The sequence below is a fragment of the Pedobacter sp. UYP24 genome, from assembly GCF_054057295.1.
Map to the genome: position 1 here is coordinate 635,696 of NZ_JBSRZD010000001.1, position 15,458 is coordinate 651,153.

At 36.8% G+C, this 15,458-nt stretch carries 15 protein-coding genes; 10 read left to right on the forward strand and 5 right to left on the reverse strand.

The features are described from left to right. Nucleotides 1-2: 2 nt before the first annotated feature. A complete protein-coding gene (locus ACVWYN_RS02905; protein ID WP_457287319.1) occupies nt 3-533 on the reverse strand; it encodes a hypothetical protein in 531 nt (176 codons plus the stop codon). A 128-nt stretch (nt 534-661) separates the two neighbouring features. Then, entirely contained in the window at nt 662-1,180 is a 519-nt protein-coding gene (locus ACVWYN_RS02910; protein WP_457287320.1) for a hypothetical protein, read from the reverse strand. Between the two features lie 1,120 nt (nt 1,181-2,300). On the opposite strand from ACVWYN_RS02910, the gene ACVWYN_RS02915 reads away from it, so the two are divergent. Both ACVWYN_RS02915 and ACVWYN_RS02920 read left to right on the forward strand, forming a co-directional pair. Then, the gene (locus ACVWYN_RS02915; RefSeq protein WP_457287321.1) at nt 2,301-2,576 is read left to right on the forward strand and encodes a type II toxin-antitoxin system Phd/YefM family antitoxin; all 276 of its coding nucleotides are present in this window, start codon (nt 2,301-2,303) and stop codon (nt 2,574-2,576) included. 3 nt (nt 2,577-2,579) lie between these two features. Then, nucleotides 2,580-2,858 carry a Txe/YoeB family addiction module toxin gene (locus ACVWYN_RS02920; protein WP_457287322.1) on the forward strand — a complete coding sequence of 93 codons (279 nt, stop codon included), beginning with the start codon at nt 2,580-2,582 and terminating at the stop codon, nt 2,856-2,858. 117 nt (nt 2,859-2,975) lie between these two features. Here the strand turns inward: ACVWYN_RS02920 and tnpA are convergent, their stop codons facing one another. Together tnpA and ACVWYN_RS02930 are read right to left on the reverse strand one after the other, a co-directional pair. After that, on the reverse strand, nt 2,976-3,077 hold the full coding sequence (gene tnpA, locus ACVWYN_RS02925) for an IS66 family insertion sequence element accessory protein TnpA (RefSeq protein ID WP_457287323.1): 102 nt from the start codon (nt 3,075-3,077) through the stop codon (nt 2,976-2,978). Between the two features lie 176 nt (nt 3,078-3,253). Then, a complete protein-coding gene (locus ACVWYN_RS02930; protein ID WP_457287324.1) occupies nt 3,254-3,874 on the reverse strand; it encodes a hypothetical protein in 621 nt (206 codons plus the stop codon). 494 nt (nt 3,875-4,368) lie between these two features. Between ACVWYN_RS02930 and ACVWYN_RS02935 the strand changes: the two genes are divergently transcribed. The 3 genes from ACVWYN_RS02935 to ACVWYN_RS02945 all read left to right on the forward strand — a co-directional run bounded on the left by ACVWYN_RS02935 (nt 4,369) and on the right by ACVWYN_RS02945 (nt 8,348). Further along, nucleotides 4,369-5,952 carry a TlpA family protein disulfide reductase gene (locus ACVWYN_RS02935; protein ID WP_457287325.1) on the forward strand — a complete coding sequence of 528 codons (1,584 nt, stop codon included), beginning with the start codon at nt 4,369-4,371 and terminating at the stop codon, nt 5,950-5,952. Nucleotides 5,953-6,126: 174 nt separating this feature from the next. Further along, complete coding sequence (locus ACVWYN_RS02940) at nt 6,127-7,053, forward strand: Abi family protein (RefSeq protein ID WP_457287326.1); 927 nt, start codon at nt 6,127-6,129, stop codon at nt 7,051-7,053. 443 nt (nt 7,054-7,496) lie between these two features. Continuing rightward, on the forward strand, nt 7,497-8,348 hold the full coding sequence (locus ACVWYN_RS02945) for a hypothetical protein (RefSeq protein ID WP_457287327.1): 852 nt from the start codon (nt 7,497-7,499) through the stop codon (nt 8,346-8,348). Nucleotides 8,349-8,423: 75 nt separating this feature from the next. Here the strand turns inward: ACVWYN_RS02945 and ACVWYN_RS02950 are convergent, their stop codons facing one another. Continuing rightward, nucleotides 8,424-8,894: a hypothetical protein gene (locus ACVWYN_RS02950; protein WP_457287328.1), complete on the reverse strand. Its 471-nt coding sequence runs from the start codon at nt 8,892-8,894 to the stop codon at nt 8,424-8,426. Between the two features lie 161 nt (nt 8,895-9,055). On the opposite strand from ACVWYN_RS02950, the gene ACVWYN_RS02955 reads away from it, so the two are divergent. From ACVWYN_RS02955 to ACVWYN_RS02975, 5 genes are all read left to right on the forward strand, one after another. Continuing rightward, nucleotides 9,056-10,174, forward strand: a complete 1,119-nt coding sequence (locus ACVWYN_RS02955) for a carboxypeptidase-like regulatory domain-containing protein (RefSeq protein ID WP_457287329.1) — start codon at nt 9,056-9,058, stop codon at nt 10,172-10,174. A gap of 299 nt (nt 10,175-10,473) precedes the next feature. Beyond that, a complete protein-coding gene (locus ACVWYN_RS02960) occupies nt 10,474-10,653 on the forward strand; it encodes a hypothetical protein (RefSeq protein ID WP_457287330.1) in 180 nt (59 codons plus the stop codon). Nucleotides 10,654-10,678: 25 nt separating this feature from the next. Beyond that, nucleotides 10,679-11,179 carry a hypothetical protein gene (locus ACVWYN_RS02965; protein ID WP_457287331.1) on the forward strand — a complete coding sequence of 167 codons (501 nt, stop codon included), beginning with the start codon at nt 10,679-10,681 and terminating at the stop codon, nt 11,177-11,179. Further along, nucleotides 11,122-13,194 carry a beta-L-arabinofuranosidase domain-containing protein gene (locus ACVWYN_RS02970; protein ID WP_457287657.1) on the forward strand — a complete coding sequence of 691 codons (2,073 nt, stop codon included), beginning with the start codon at nt 11,122-11,124 and terminating at the stop codon, nt 13,192-13,194. Before ACVWYN_RS02965 ends, ACVWYN_RS02970 begins: the two co-directional genes overlap by 58 nt. A gap of 429 nt (nt 13,195-13,623) precedes the next feature. Next, a complete protein-coding gene (locus ACVWYN_RS02975) occupies nt 13,624-15,456 on the forward strand; it encodes a sensor histidine kinase (protein WP_457287332.1) in 1,833 nt (610 codons plus the stop codon). Nucleotides 15,457-15,458 lie beyond the last annotated feature (2 nt).

Below are 15,458 nucleotides of genomic sequence, written 5' to 3' on the forward strand. Positions count from 1 at the left end.
ATCTAATTAACTATAGGAGCAGTCGTGGTTAACAAAATCGGCGGGATTAGTATAATCCCTTTTCCATCTTGAATAATAAAATCTGGCCATAGTGTAGCAAAGCTATTTAAAAGACCATAGTCTTTACTGATAACATCATCAGATGACTTCATAAAAAGCAGAGGGACAACCAGTATCTTGCTTTTGTACTGAGAAAACGTTGCCGCTCCCATTTTCCTTATACCTATTGCAATCCTATTGGTTGAATAGAACGTTTTCATTCCTTGCTCTATATGGTTCGGAAAATAAACAGAGTCAACCAAGCCGGTTCTCCCTACTGAAATCGAGATCGACGTAATAAAGGCCGCATTCTTAGGGATAGCTGAAAATTTCCAAGTATCAATGTGTTCGTAAATAGACCATTTTATAGACTTGGTAATCAATGACATATCGGTTTTTACGTTCCTTTTTGAAGAGTGCTCAATTTCTCCAACTTGAGAAAAAACATGAAGAAACGGCGAACAAAACAGCAGTGTTAAATAAATCTTTTTCATGACTATCTTTTAAATAAATATCATTCAATTGGGCCAATAAATCCCTGGCAAAATGTCCTTTTCTCGGACCTGCTCCAGGTGGCGGAGTCCTCTTGTGTCTATCGAACATTGTCTTTATCAACGCGAAGTCACTTGTGGTGATAATCAACATGCCGAATCCCCATCGTTAATACTTGGGGTTTTAAAACAACAACCTCTGTCTCATTCTCTACAATAAAATCTGGCCAGATGATCGGAATGTTATTCATTAAGTTGCTTCGCGGTACAATGAACTCCGAATCATCATTCGTGAAAATTACCGTATAGAGAAGAGTTTTATTCGCAAACCTGGCCAATTTGGCTGGCTCAATTTTCTTAATCTCATCTGCAATACTTAACGTTTGATACCATTTAGCCATTTTTGTGGGTATATTGTTGGGAAAATATACGCCATTCACTTTTCCTCCTTTTTCTATGTTTATTGCGATTGATGTTATGACAAATTCAACAGGATTTGCGGATACTCCTTTCTTGTAGATCTTTATTTTATCTAGTATAGCGATTGTGATTAACTTACTGACTGATACTGCGGAGACGCCCCATTTTTGATCTGGAATCTTTTCGACAACCTTCAGAGAATCTTGTGAAAACGCTGTGTGCGATGTCATGAGAACACATATGAATAATATTAGCTTTTTCATCAATGCGGGGGTGTTACGGGTGGGATTGTATCGGCGGCGTATCTGGACAATAATGACCTTTTCTCGGAGGAGCGCCTGGTGGCGGAGTACGCTTACTCCTGTCACCCATGACACGGATAGAATCTTTAAAAGCTGAATCTAGCATATCATATTCTTTTATGGATTTCTTTTTCGTACTCTGTAGTCCGCCCCAAGCCATCAACCGCGCCTCCTGCCAAGTCAACTCGGGGAATGCTGTAACCACTGCCCTTTCAGCATGGCCACTGTATGGCACTTAAAGATAGGTATAATCTTTAAAGAAGTTAGAATAAATCAAACTCAAATTGCCTAAATCGATATATGAATTTGAGGTTTACTGTGTAGGGACGATTATATTATTTGCCAGTGCATGTTGTACTCGTTTAAAGAATGGTTAGCACAGCTTTCTTAAAGCCGAAGAATTTCGAAACATCCATGTAGTGTCAATTTTTAAAGATTGTACCCTCACCCGTATGGCAGCATGGCTAATTAAAATAACCAATATAAAATATTTTGTCTTCATGATTCAAGTTAATGGCTGGCCGTTCGCTTTAACACCAACTGTCGCACCAGCCTAATCGACAGTTGGTGTTCGTACCGTATTTTTTGTAAAACTATCCCAAACAAGATACCCATCGGCAAAGGTTTAAGAAACTAGTTTTATAGGGAATGAAATACTTAAGTAGCGCAGAAAAACTCCTATTCTTCGTATGCTTTTTACCTGCCTCGTTTTCTAAAAAATCGGAATGAGGTTCCAAATAATACTTTCTCAATGAACTAGACATGGCAACTGTAATTTTTCAGACAAATCTGATTGTAGCTTTAACAGGTAAAGTTTTTAACCTTAATCTTTTTCAACAGCGTGAGTAAGATCTAGGAAAGATACTCCTGATCTATACCCCTTCTGCAACAGCCACGAGGGAATAATGATAGCACAATAAGACTTTATATAGCCGATGGTCACCTGACAATTCTAACTGATATACTTTAGCCAAGTTATAGAGTATTTGAAATTTAATTTTATCATTCGTACAATGATACGTACATTTGAGTGTACAAAATTGTAATTATGAAAGCAGTGACTATCTCGTCCCTGAGGACGAACATGAAAAATTACTTTGATGAAGTAAGTGCAACAGAAGATATTTTGATTATTCCACGCAATAATAATGAGGATGATGCTGTAGTGGTAATTTCTATTAAAGAATATAATGCCCTTACTGAAACTGCACATCTAATGTCAACTGATGCGAATCGTAGACGTCTTGAACGTTCTATTGACCATCTAAATCAAGGTAATACTAAATCGTTTACTCTTGAAGACGAAATTCCAGTGAAAGCATAAGGTATGAATTTAGTTTTTACACCTGAAGCCTGGGAAGATTTTGAGTATTGGATGGATAATGATGAAGAGGTTGAAATAAAGATTAGAGAGTTGTTGAAAGAAATTAAAAGAACTCCTTTCCATGGCCTGGGTAAACCTGAGGCTTTGAAGCATAATTTAAAAGGCTTTTGGTCCAGACGTATTACGGGTGAGCATCGCCTAGTTTACCAGATATCTGGAACTAAAGGGAAAGACCAACAGTGTGCTATTGTCCAATGCCGATTTCATTATAGTGATGAATAGTCAATCTAGATCAATTTGGTATTCGATGTCTAATTTGAACATAAATCAGTAACATAATACTGTGGCTTTTTCCAGCTGGATCGGAATAAAGCCCTGTTTAGGTGTGGAATCCGGACGTTATTTACGTACCCAATAATTGAATTTACTAAAGTTTAGCCCTTTGTCCTGGCAGTAGCCGACCTGGCTCAACCCACTATTCTGCCACTCTTTTACTGGCATCTAAAGTCCAATTATGCAGTAAAATAAATAGTATATAATATTTGACAATACTTTTCAAAGACGCTATTTACCGAACGCTTAAGATGGTTAATAGGGCGAATTTTGGAAACCAATAGAACGGATAAGAAATAAATTTATGGCTGGGATACATTATTTCCCAGCCGTAAAAAATTGAATCATTTTACAAGTTCAATCACTCCTAAATTATCATGAATGAATTTTTCCATTTCAATCGACGATTGATTCTTGTAAAAAAAGACCATGTAAATTTGAAAGTTTTGTTGAGCAATGTAAACCATTCGGTGATTTGTAAATTTGCCCATATAAGACCTGGCCATTTTCGCTGAAAATTCAACACCATATGTAGCATTGTACTTTGCTAAATCTGCTTTGCTCAAGTAATGATAAGTGTTTTTTATACTATCCACGTGCGAGATAAACCCCATTTTAGCATTACCTACAAAATCGAACATCTTACCCTGAAATTTCCAAGGAGGAAAAATGCTTAATCCTATCGCGATGCTAGTATCTTTGTTAACTATTACTTTAAAAAAATTGGCAATCCATCTATAGTTGATATCAAGAAAAAGTCCTTTTTCTGCATTCGAAATTTTTACAGTGGAAAAGCCAATTGGCGGATTGTATCTTAAATGAGCTTTTTCTAAGCTGCCATTAAAAGCATTTTCAGACATATTGTCTTTCTGCTCAGTTGTATAAGTCGAGTCTAAAGAAAAAGTCTGCGCATTTGAAGGGATACTCAAGCAAAAAAGCACTATTAAAATTAATATAATTTTCATATGAGAGTCATCAAGACGGAGCAAGATGCAAACACTATTACATCTAGTAAAAATAAGTTTTCTCATTTCATCATCGTAAGTTGGCGAAAGTATAAGATTTATTCACCTTACATAAATTTTAACTTTTTTAACACCTTTAAAACTATGGGCAAACTAAATTAAAATCATAATTTATAAGGTAGTCTCAAAATACGATAAATAAAATAATTTTTCATGAATTCGTTCTGGCTAAATTCATGAATTCGTTTTAACCGCTACAAATAGCCTGGCTTCTGATCCAGATTAATTATCGAAAAAGGAGGGCTTAATAGTAATCTAAAAGATCCTGACCCAAAAATGCCTGATAACTGTTATATCTGAGAAAGTATCTTTTATGAAGGTATTAGGATAACTGTTTCTTGCCAGTGGTACTTTTGATATGTTCAGGAAATATCTGTAATTTGAGGCCTTATAAACCAAATTCGATACTCTTATCGACCTAACGCTTCTTAAGTATGAAAAAACTATTATTTCTTATCTGTCTGCTCTTGTCAGTCTATGTCTCATCTGCGCAATCCAAAGAGACCACCTATACAGGTACAATAAAGGGCTACTCCAATAACATGGGTTTTAGAACTGCACAACTGCTTGTCAATAACATAGTAACCGGCAAGCAGGAGGTGTATTTGATTGAAATACAGTCTGACGGTACATTTTCCGCAAGGTTTTCCCTGCTCCGCGGTCAGGAGTGTTTAGTGACTTTCCCATTTTTTTATACCTACGTATATTTTGAACCTGGTAAAAATCTAATACAGGACTTTGACATCGCCGATGTCCCTAAAGTAACCTCCGTGTTTAAGGGTGATCGCAAATTGGCAATAATCAATAATGACATCAATAAGGTGAGGCCAATTTTATTGGATTACAATTATGATGTTTTGTACGCTGACATATACCAATTAACGCCGGAGCAATACAAAACCTATACTTTAAAGCGCATGGAGCGGAAGCTCAGCAAGATTGATAGTGTGGCAAAGAAGGAGGGCATGGGAAAAGTCGGCATTGAACTGGCCCGTCAAAACATACAATACCAGACTGGCTACGACTTGATCCAGTATAATTATATGCTGGAAAATGCCTACCGCACAAAAAATAAACTATCGTTTGCCAGCAAAAAGCCAGTGCTAATTCCGGTAAGGTTAGGTGTCGGCTACTATGATTTTTTAAAAGGAATGAAATATGATAGGGCAGCAATGGCGTCATTTAATTATAATATGTTTATAAACCAACTCATGTACATACATCCAATCTATGACAGAATTAGGCGCGAAGACTATATTAAGGAAATGAAGAAGCTTAAAATTCTAGATTCCGTAGATAAAGACATTAAGTTACCAATAGAATACTACGAAACCGCAACCACGCCTGGGGATTTAGAGAAAGCAAGGCCAATTGTTTTGAAAGGGCTTTTAAACAGGGAAAGCTCATTGGGACTTGATTTAATGTACCTGAGGGCCGTATCAGCGGGGATGGATGCTGAGAAAGATACTTTGTCTGCTGCGCAGTTTGCCGATCTAAAGTCGAAGGTAAAAAACAAGTTTCTTCTGGAGGATGTGGTGCATCTCAATGAAAGGATCAAAGCAAGTATCAGAAGCGTTAAAACCCAAACAGGTTATACCTACAATGAATCCCCGACAAACACGCCGGGCGATAGCTTGTTTGTAAAGCTAATGGATAAGTTTAAAGGCAAAGTAGTGTTTATTGATTTTTGGGCTACCTGGTGCGTGCCCTGTATGAACAGCATCAAGGAAATGGCCCCATTGAAAGAGGAACTGGCACAAAACAAGGACATTGTGTTTCTGTACATCACCAATCCATCTTCGCCAGAAAAGGCCTACCACACCGTAATGCCTGGCATCAAGGGAGAGCATTACCGTGTAACTAATGATCAATATAATTTATTAACCAAGCAGTTCCAGATAACCGGCATACCTCATTATGCGCTGGTTAATAAGCGTGGGGGAGTGGTTGATGGACATTTTCGATGGAGCCAGACAGATGAAATAAAAAAGCGATTGATGGCTTTAGCGAATGAGTAAAATATCACCGATTTGAAGAGGAGATGGATGTTAATGCTTGTAATTCTGCTGTAGACTTGGTGAATGTTGGTTTAAACGTTCAAAATTATTTGGTAGTGCATTATACCATTACTATATTTGTAATAACAGAACCCGTTTGCATACCGTTAGAACTGCATTCGGGTCATTTTTTTTATGCCAAGTAACAAACCTGCCTACAGCATTCCAGATCAGATCCTACTTTTACAAAGCCGTGGAATGATTTTTAAAGAGGAAGCTACAGCCAATCAACTCCTTTCTAATATCAGTTATTATCGGCTCAAGGGTTACTGGTGGGACATGCAGGACAACTTAAATAGTCATACCTACAAACCGGATACTTATTTCGAAGACATTATAGATCGGTACAATTTCGACCGTCAACTAAGACTTATCCTTTTTGATGGTGTTGAACGCATAGAGATTGCATTAAGGACAAAAATGATCTATATATTATCTCTAAAGTTTGGAGGCCTTTGGTATTTTGATCCTTCAATATTCCAAAATAGAACGATCGAAATCAACGGAATAATTAAAACACCGCACTTACACACCGTTGCTGAACTAACAAAAGAATTCAATCGGAGTCAGGAAATATTTATCAAAGATCACAGAACTCGTTATCCTAATATTCCAGCAGATGCGTGGAAAATTTTAGAAGTGGCTTCAATGGGCTGCTTGTCAAAATTATACAAATGTCTAAATGCTCAACTTCCAGAAAAATCAAAAATAGCCCAAGAAATGGGCTTTAATATACATAGTGAATTGTCTAGCTGGCTAGAAGCGATAACATATTTAAGAAATATTATTGCTCATCATTCCAGGCTATGGAGCAGAACAATGGTCAAAAAGCCAAACAATTTAAATAACCCAAAAGGTCTATGGTTTTCTAGCCCTCTATTGACAGTACAAGAAAAAAAGATTTTCCTGATGGTTTCGGCACTATTGTATATGTGCAATCAAGTGACTCCGGGGCATCATATCAAAGACAAGATTTTACAGCTTTTTTTAGATTATCCAAATGTTCCAATATATAAGCTTGGCTTTCTAAATCACTGGAAAGAAACTCCCATTTGGAAATAGTTAATACCCTTACTGCATCTGTGACTTATTATAGAAACTATCCCAAATAGGCTCACTACGTCGTTAGACTTTTCCCACTAGATATTAAATATAGTTCTTAATGTAATTCTCAAATACTCATCTCAATTCTTATCAAAAAACGGTCTTTTTTTAATAATCCAAATGTTAAAAGGCAAAATGTCGTTGAAGAAATTTTGCAACTTATTATTAAAGTTCACATAAGATTTTAACAAATTTCATTCTGTCTTTAAAATTAAATTTGATTATCGATATGTGTTATATCATAGCGTATATTTTATTTATGTAGATCAGTCCATTGTCTAATACGGTGGTCATTGGGCCAATTAAAGGTCACCGGATATTCTTGAGATATTTCTCCAGAATATCTGACATAGCTGGTTTTCAACAGCAAATAATTATATTTGAGAATAACCATTATAGTTATGAATCGATTAATGCTCAGTCTTTTAGTTCTTCTATTCCATCAAAGTAGCTCCGCCCAAAGCTTTAATTTTTTTCAGCGTAAGGCAGACTCCCTGGTAGCTGCTAATAATCTTGATAGCGCGACTACATATTATGATCAAGCCATTAATCTGATTCTGAAGAATAAAGAAAGTGTGGATCAGCAAGTTTGGTTTAATACTTTGGTAAGTGCGGGAAATGCGCATAGCAAATTAAGCCAAAAGCTTAGTTCTTCAAGTGGCATTGCACAATATTATTGGAATATGGCTTATGGAACAAAGGGAGAGCGGTTAGAAGAAAAAATAGAATTTTTAAAGGATATGGGTGTTAAAGATCTGGTTGTCTATTTTCCACACGGGGGGATGACTACTGAGTATGTTCTTGGCGGATGTAGCAATAATGAAACTAAATTCTTGATGTGGGTGTTCGGCTCGAAAACGTTTATCCAGAAGTTTGATGATTGCTATTCCTACAAGCCCTTTGCTATGGAAAAATCTCCTTTTGCAAGCTTTTATCTGAAGCATAAGCAACAGATATATCATGAAAAGTTAAAGAGATTTAAAAGGCTTTCAGATAGCGGAATTTATGACCTAACATTTATTACTGAAGGTAAAACAGTGTATGAAACACAGTTCCATGAATACGATCTTACTGATCCTGACCCGGGCAAGAAAAAGCGACCTATAGAGGAAATTAATATACCGATTCTCGATTATCAAAAAAATATGGAAACTCAGCTGAGTAAACTTATACCGATGATTCGTAACGAGATTAATAGATATCTTAATCGTATAAATGCTGGTGAAAATTTATCTGCTGTAGGCAAATTGTAATTTTTTGAGGTTAGCTCCTCCAAATATCAGGTAAATTCAGTTAAGAAATATGATCTGAAAGATATGCCTGAGAACTTACTTAATTACCTCAATTTCTTTAACAAGGAAATCACGCTTTACACCATACCTTAGATATTTACTGATAATCATTTGAGCCTTCACCTTTACTTTAGGCGTAAATTCATTCCCCCAAGAAAAAACAAGAAAGCCGAGTTTCCCATTGTTCCCCCCGGCTAGTGGAAGAAATATAGTTGTGTCACCGATTTTAAATGCAGCGGTAGTATTGGTAGTATCCCAATTAAGTTTTGGATGCTGGTCTTGGAATTGCATAAAACGATCTCTTAGAGAACCTTCAATCTCCCGAGCCTCCCCTCCGTACTTGGCAACAAATTCAACTTCGGTATTGGAATATCCGGAATCAGGCAATAATACAGGAGTTTTAAGTAAGGAGTCTATATTACTTCCGACCAACTTATTTCTTGTGGATTGACAAGAGGAATTCATGAAGCAAAAACATGCAGCCATACCTACTAAAAGCATTCTCATAACGTTTCATTAAAATTTTAAAGGCAGAAATTACCCTGATTTGCCGAACGTCAACACATAGGCAGAAACGTTCATACAGGGTAACTTATAATGCAAGTTAAGATTCCATTACATAACTTTGTTAAGTGATCCGTAATCTATAAATTGTGAGGTATTAATATATGTCTGCAACTACTTCAATCAAAATATTTCTACTATTTCTTTTTGTTTCTTTTCAAGTGTTATTCGTTAATGCGCAATCTTATTTTAAGATCGAAGGTCGGGTAGTGAATGAAAAAGGAGAGGTGTTAAAATCAGCAACCGTTTTTATTAATGGGTCTCAAAAGATTACAGTAACAAATGCGGAGGGTAAATTCAAATTTGAAAGGTTAGAAATTGGAACATTTCCTTTAGTAGTCAGAACGTTAGGTTACTCCTCCTCTGTTCAAGAGATACAGTTAGTTAATAAAGATGTGTTTCTTGAAGTTGTTTTGAAAGAAACAAGTGACACGCTGAAGGAAGTAGTTATTGGTTCTAGTGATGATCGGGACAAAAATTACAAGCTGTTTAAAAGAAGTTTTTTAGGAATATCAAAAAACTCTAAAAATTGTAAAATACTCAATGATAGCATAATAAACTTTGACTTTAGTAAAAAAGAAGGGGTACTTAAAGCATCAACAGACGATTTTCTAGTTATAGAAAACAGGGCTTTAGGATATCGAATTAAGTACTTGCTTAAAATGTTTCAATATAGCTCATTGACAGACGTTACTCTTTACGATGGCCAAGCTGTTTTTGAAGAACTTAAGGGTACAGAAAAAGAACGACGTAAATGGCAAGAAAGCAGGAAAAAAGCTTATTACGGATCCCTCATGCATTTCTTTCGCTCAGTTTACCAAAACACAGTACTGAAGGAAGGCTTTTTAACTCATCACGTATTCTCGACACAATTCTATGAGGCAATGCAGGCGAAAGACCTAAGTATTGACCCAAGACCGGTACAGTTTGACACCCTAGTTTATATTGTTGATTCAGCATTTGTATCCTTAAAATTTAAAAATGAGCTGTATGTCCATTACAACCCAAAGGAGGCTTCTAGAATTAAATTAGATGCAAAAATGGAAGCTGAGACTATTTTATTGAATTATGACGGTTCCTTACTTAAGCTTTATTTAAACGAAGCATTAATTGATAAAAAAGGCAGTCTCGGTCATTTCAATACATTTTTCATCGAAGGCTTTTTGGGAAAAAAGAGGCTCGGCGACCAGTTGCCTTTTGAATATTATCCGACTTATGATTAAATTCTTGATTAGACAGTGCTTTGAATGTCTCTTTAAGTAATTCAACTCACTATGTAGGCTTCCTCAAAAATGTACATATCGGTTTTTACTTAAATACCTGGAATTTATTGCTATTACTATTTTTTAGTAGTTAGTTACGAAAGGAATAAATTGCTTATCTTTATGCCAAAATAGTTTCATAACATGCTATAGTTTTTTTATTAAAAATCGTACTCTAACTTATTGTAACTGATCTCTGTTACTGTAACTAGGTCTCGTTCATCATAGGTTCCTTAAGTTTATGCAGCATTATAATTCCAATGAAAGATATAGAATCTTTAAAAAGTGACCTAAGTGCAAAGGTAAATAATGTAACTGTGGCCACTGAAACCCTTAAGGCATCTGGTTACATAAAGGAATGGCCACTTGAAAATTATATTGCTTGTCTTGAAGATGCTTTGAAAGCTACTTTGAAGCTTTATGATGAAATAGAAAGGTAAATTTATTAATTTTTAACTTGCTCAAATGAAACATATCATACTAATAACATTGGTTTATTGCTTTTGTGTAGTTAACGCCACCCAAGCTCAGCAAGACCATTCTCCAAATTATTCGTTTAACCGTAAGCCCCTAAAAACGGATACCTATGTACAATTGCCTTTAGGGAGTATAAAAGCAAAGGGCTGGCTATTGAAGCAACTCGAACTCCAAAAAGATGGATTTACAGGGCATGCAGAAGAGTTGTATCCAGGAAAGGATGATCTGGGTAAAGATGCAGACTGGTTGGGAGGCACTGGGAAAAGCTGGGAAAAGGCACCTTATTACCTTAAAGGGCTTGTTGCCCTTGCTTATACATTGGACGATAAAAATCTAAAAGATAAAGCAAAGAGTGGTTGGATTATACATTACAACATCAGCAGGAAAATGGACTTTTCGGCCCGGCAAACATGCAGGACTGGTGGCCAAGAATGCCTTTTATGTATGCCCTACAAAGCTACTATGAAGCTACTAATGATAAAAGAGTGATTCCATTTTTATCAAGATACCTGAAATATGAACTGGAAAATATTGATAAAGATCCGCTGAAGGAATGGGGAAAATCACGAGCTGGTGATAATATAGAAATCGCGCTGTGGGTTTATAATAAGACCGGAGAAAGTTATTTATTGGAATTGGCTGAGAAGCTAAAAACACAATCATACCATTGGGCCGATATCTTCAATAAAAATCAGTTTGATTATTTTGGTAATGATTATCAGCCAAAGCATATGGTAAATGTAGCGCAGGCGTTGAAATTTCCAGCGATTTACTCACAGATAAACCATTCAGCATACTATAGTGATGCATTGGAAAATGGCATCAACCATCTTCTTTACCACAATGGACAACCTCATGGTCTGGCATCTGGTACAGAACGCTTGTCAGGTAAGAGCTCCGTACAAGGGGTTGAGACTTGTACCGTCGTAGAGTGGATGCAAAGTTTAGAAACAGCCTCAAGAATTATACATAGTGCCGAAATTGGTGATCAACTTGAAAAGGTAGCCTTCAATGCCCTTCCAGCCCAGTTTAGCAAAGATTTAAAACAACATACCTATTATACATTGCCCAATCAGGTCATCAGCGTGCCAGGACAACATGGTTTTAACCAAGATTACTCCAATAGCATTGTTCCAGGACCATATTCTGGATTTCCTTGCTGCAGGTATAACATGCACATGGGCTGGCCTTATTTTGTGAAAAATAGTTGCATGGCAACCCCCGAAGGCGGCTTGGCAATAAACACTTATGGTCCAATGGAAATCACTGCGATGGTTGCTGGTAATAATAGGATAAAAATTGAACAGGATACCAACTATCCATTTGAAGAGCAGATTCGGTTAAAAATAGTAACTATCAAAACTGTTTCGTTCCCATTGACGCTAAGAATACCTGGGTGGTGTAAAACTCCACAAGTTAAGGTAAACGGCAAGCTTGTAACAGGAGTTAAGACAGGTGAATTGCATACTATAAACAGGATCTGGAAAAACAATGACAACGTTGTTCTTGATTTTCCGATGCACCTAATGGCAAAGAAACAGGTGAATAATGCAGTTAGTATCGAACGTGGTCCAATTTTGTACGCTTTGAAAATAAAGCAAGCTGAAAAAAATATTAGAGAATTTGCTGTGAAAGGATTCTATGAAACAGCAATAACCCCAGCATCGCCTTGGAATTACGGTTTGTTGTTAGACAACGTTCAGCTTGATAAAGAAATTCAGGTTAAAAGAACTTCAATGCCTGAAAATCCATTCGTTCAGGAGCAAACACCCGTTCAACTGGTAATTAAAGCTAAGCAAATACCATCTTGGACACTTGACTATAACAAGACTGCTTCCTTTGATGTTCCATATAGCCCGATGACTTCCAGTGAAAAAATTGAAGAAATTACTTTGGTGCCGTTTGGATCTGAAAACCTTCGGGTCAGCATTTTTCCTACAATTGGAAAGCCTAACCTTATTACTCAGACTTATAAGGAAACATTCGATAAAAATACCGCCAAAGGTTTGGTAATCTACGGGGGAGCGTGGTTCTATAAAGATAATGCCATTCATGCAGCACCCAATGAAGATGGGCGGACTGGAGCTGGCACGAAGATCATTGCGACTGCTACTAAGTTTTCTGACTTTGTCTACAATGCTGATGTATCAGTGAATTCAACGGGAGACGCCGGACTTTTGTTTAGGGTAAATGATCCTGCTATCGGATCTGAAGCCTACCGAGGTTATTACCTTGGATTTAATGCAGAAACAGGTCGGATTGAGCTTGGCAAATCAAACGGTACACAGTGGACAGTCATAACCTCGGCTAAATATGCAATTAAAGTCAACAATAAATTTGCTGTTATGGTGAAAGCTTTTGGCGACAAAATAGAGGTATTCATAAATCGAAGTGATCAGCCCGTTATCTCTGTTCGCGATCAAGAATTTAAAAGCGGAAGCATTGGGTTAAGGTCATACAATGCTTTGGTCAGTGTTGATAATATTGATGTTATTAAATTATAAGCTATACTTCTAATACTTGTTTACAAAAGCTGTGCGTTTGCCCTATCAATCAGGTCTTTTGATTTTTCCAGTTGTTGTTTCTGGATTCAGTGCTGTTAAACGTGACATTGTTTTAAAATTATTTTGTCTTCATTGACAGTACAAAATTGCAGCTTATCTTTTTTATCGAATGGATGAAGGGAGCTTTTTAATGGATTTTCAATCCAGGAGGAAAATTCGGTTTATCATCAAGATAAAGCGGTCTTAAATAATATGAGTACTGGCATGGCAATCCTATAAATAATTTTACAACGGTAATCTTACAAGATTTTTTGGGTTATTTAGGGAATACAAACATCGAAATTGCGCTTAAGTGCAATCGATTTGTCTGTTAAAATATGTTAAATAACCTTTAGTATATTAATGCTTCATTAATTTTGGTATACTGATATGAAAAAAAGAACCCTTTGGTTGATAACTGCCCTGATGACCATAGCTTTGCTTGGTGTATTTGTCATGCAGCTTTATTACATCAGAGAGGCCTATAACTTGAAGTCGCAGCTCTTTGAAAATGATGTGAACGAGGTACTTAATGCCGTGGTTAATAAGGTTCAGAAGCGTTACGCAGCGGTACATATAGACCAGAAACATTTACAGGTTAAACAACAAAAAGAGCGGGATTTTAGAGATAAGGCCCAACAGATTGTCGATTTTAAGGAAAACTTTCAGGATCTGGAAGCCAAACGAAAGTATGCGCAGGAAAAAAAAATAAATAGCGACCTTAACAGACGGGATAGTTTACTAAGTATTAACCTCTCTAATCCTACGGTAATAACCGAGGAAATATTTCAGCAAATCTCCGCCAAAGACGCCAAAGGGAAGTCACCTTTACAGGTGCAGGTAGATTTATACAAAGACGAGTTTGGTAATGTACGCGCAAGAATAAACCAGACCATTATATCATTAAAACGACCCTCTACTTTTTCTATGAACAGTAGCGATATACCAGATAGCATCAGGTACATTGCTTTTGATCCAACTACGCTAAACCCAATTGCTTTTACACTGGAAAGGGTGAGGGCAGAAATGGCTACAAAATTTAAGATTGAAGATAATATAGCCCAGCAGGAATACAAAGAGGGTTTAAAGAAATTAATGGAGGATACATTGGTGTCTGATCCCAGTAATCTGAATTATTTGGCGGACCTGGAAAAGGAGATGAGACAAGTCTACGTCCCAATCAATCAGCGTGTAAATCGTGATAATCTGGATACCCTGCTTAAAAAGGAATTGCTAAATCGTAACATTAGCCTGGTTTATGATTTCTGGTTAAAGACTGCGGATAAGGACTCGCTTGTTTACCGAAAGGCCTCTAATGCCATTGATGAGAATTTACCGGGCAATACGTTTAAGACTACACTTTTTAATAACGAAATATTTGGTGATCCCGGGATATTGTATGTCAGCTTTCCGAATAAGAATGGTTTGATATTGGGTAATATGTGGACGACCATGGCTTCGTCTGCAGGGTTATTGTTGGTGCTGGTATTTATTTTTGCTTATACCATTTATACCATATTACAGCAGAAAAAGATATCTGAAATGAAAACGGATTTCATTAACAACATGACTCATGAGTTTAAAACGCCTGTAGCTACTATTATGATTGCTAGTGAAGCGCTCAAGGATCCGGAAATAGTGGAAGACAAAAAGCGGATAACCCGGCTTGCGGGTATCATTTATGATGAGAATGTAAGGCTGGGCAACCATATTGAACGTGTGCTTAGCATTGCACGCCTGGAGAAAAAGGAACTTAAGCTGGAGCATCAAGAGGTGAATGTGAATGACCTGATTACGGCAGTACTGGATAGTATGCACCTCCAATTGGAAAAGAAAAATGCTGCGGTTGAGCTTGATCTGGATGCCATTGATCCCATCATTTATGGAGATGAACTGCATTTTTCTAATGTGATCTACAATTTGGTAGATAATGCCAATAAGTATAGTTTGGAACAGCCTCATATCTCCATCAAGACTGTCATAACCTCAAGATTGTTAATTATTGAAGTGGCAGATAAAGGAATTGGGATGACTAAAGAGCAGTCTAAACGGGTATTTGATCAATTTTACAGGGTGCCAACCGGTAACCTGCATGATGTAAAAGGATTTGGCCTGGGGCTAAATTATGTTCAGGATATTGTTACGCAAATGGGCGGAACTATTAAAGTGCATAGCGAAAAAGATAAAGGAACCACATTTATTATAAACTTACCGGTTAACTAAAT

Bases quoted from the DNA above. Each gene is read 5' to 3' on its own strand.
- ACVWYN_RS02905 (WP_457287319.1), bottom strand. From the start codon at position 533: ATGAAAAAGATTTATTTAACACTGCTGTTTTGTTCGCCGTTTCTTCAT.
- ACVWYN_RS02910 (WP_457287320.1), bottom strand. From the start codon at position 1,180: ATGACATCGCACACAGCGTTTTCACAAGATTCTCTGAAGGTTGTCGAA.
- ACVWYN_RS02915 (WP_457287321.1), top strand. From the start codon at position 2,301: ATGAAAGCAGTGACTATCTCGTCCCTGAGGACGAACATGAAAAATTAC.
- ACVWYN_RS02920 (WP_457287322.1), top strand. From the start codon at position 2,580: ATGAATTTAGTTTTTACACCTGAAGCCTGGGAAGATTTTGAGTATTGG.
- tnpA (WP_457287323.1), bottom strand. From the start codon at position 3,077: ATGCCAGTAAAAGAGTGGCAGAATAGTGGGTTGAGCCAGGTCGGCTAC.
- ACVWYN_RS02930 (WP_457287324.1), bottom strand. From the start codon at position 3,874: ATGAAAATTATATTAATTTTAATAGTGCTTTTTTGCTTGAGTATCCCT.
- ACVWYN_RS02935 (WP_457287325.1), top strand. From the start codon at position 4,369: ATGAAAAAACTATTATTTCTTATCTGTCTGCTCTTGTCAGTCTATGTC.
- ACVWYN_RS02940 (WP_457287326.1), top strand. From the start codon at position 6,127: ATGCCAAGTAACAAACCTGCCTACAGCATTCCAGATCAGATCCTACTT.
- ACVWYN_RS02945 (WP_457287327.1), top strand. From the start codon at position 7,497: ATGAATCGATTAATGCTCAGTCTTTTAGTTCTTCTATTCCATCAAAGT.
- ACVWYN_RS02950 (WP_457287328.1), bottom strand. From the start codon at position 8,894: ATGAGAATGCTTTTAGTAGGTATGGCTGCATGTTTTTGCTTCATGAAT.
- ACVWYN_RS02955 (WP_457287329.1), top strand. From the start codon at position 9,056: ATGTCTGCAACTACTTCAATCAAAATATTTCTACTATTTCTTTTTGTT.
- ACVWYN_RS02960 (WP_457287330.1), top strand. From the start codon at position 10,474: ATGAAAGATATAGAATCTTTAAAAAGTGACCTAAGTGCAAAGGTAAAT.
- ACVWYN_RS02965 (WP_457287331.1), top strand. From the start codon at position 10,679: ATGAAACATATCATACTAATAACATTGGTTTATTGCTTTTGTGTAGTT.
- ACVWYN_RS02970 (WP_457287657.1), top strand. From the start codon at position 11,122: ATGCCTTTTATGTATGCCCTACAAAGCTACTATGAAGCTACTAATGAT.
- ACVWYN_RS02975 (WP_457287332.1), top strand. From the start codon at position 13,624: ATGAAAAAAAGAACCCTTTGGTTGATAACTGCCCTGATGACCATAGCT.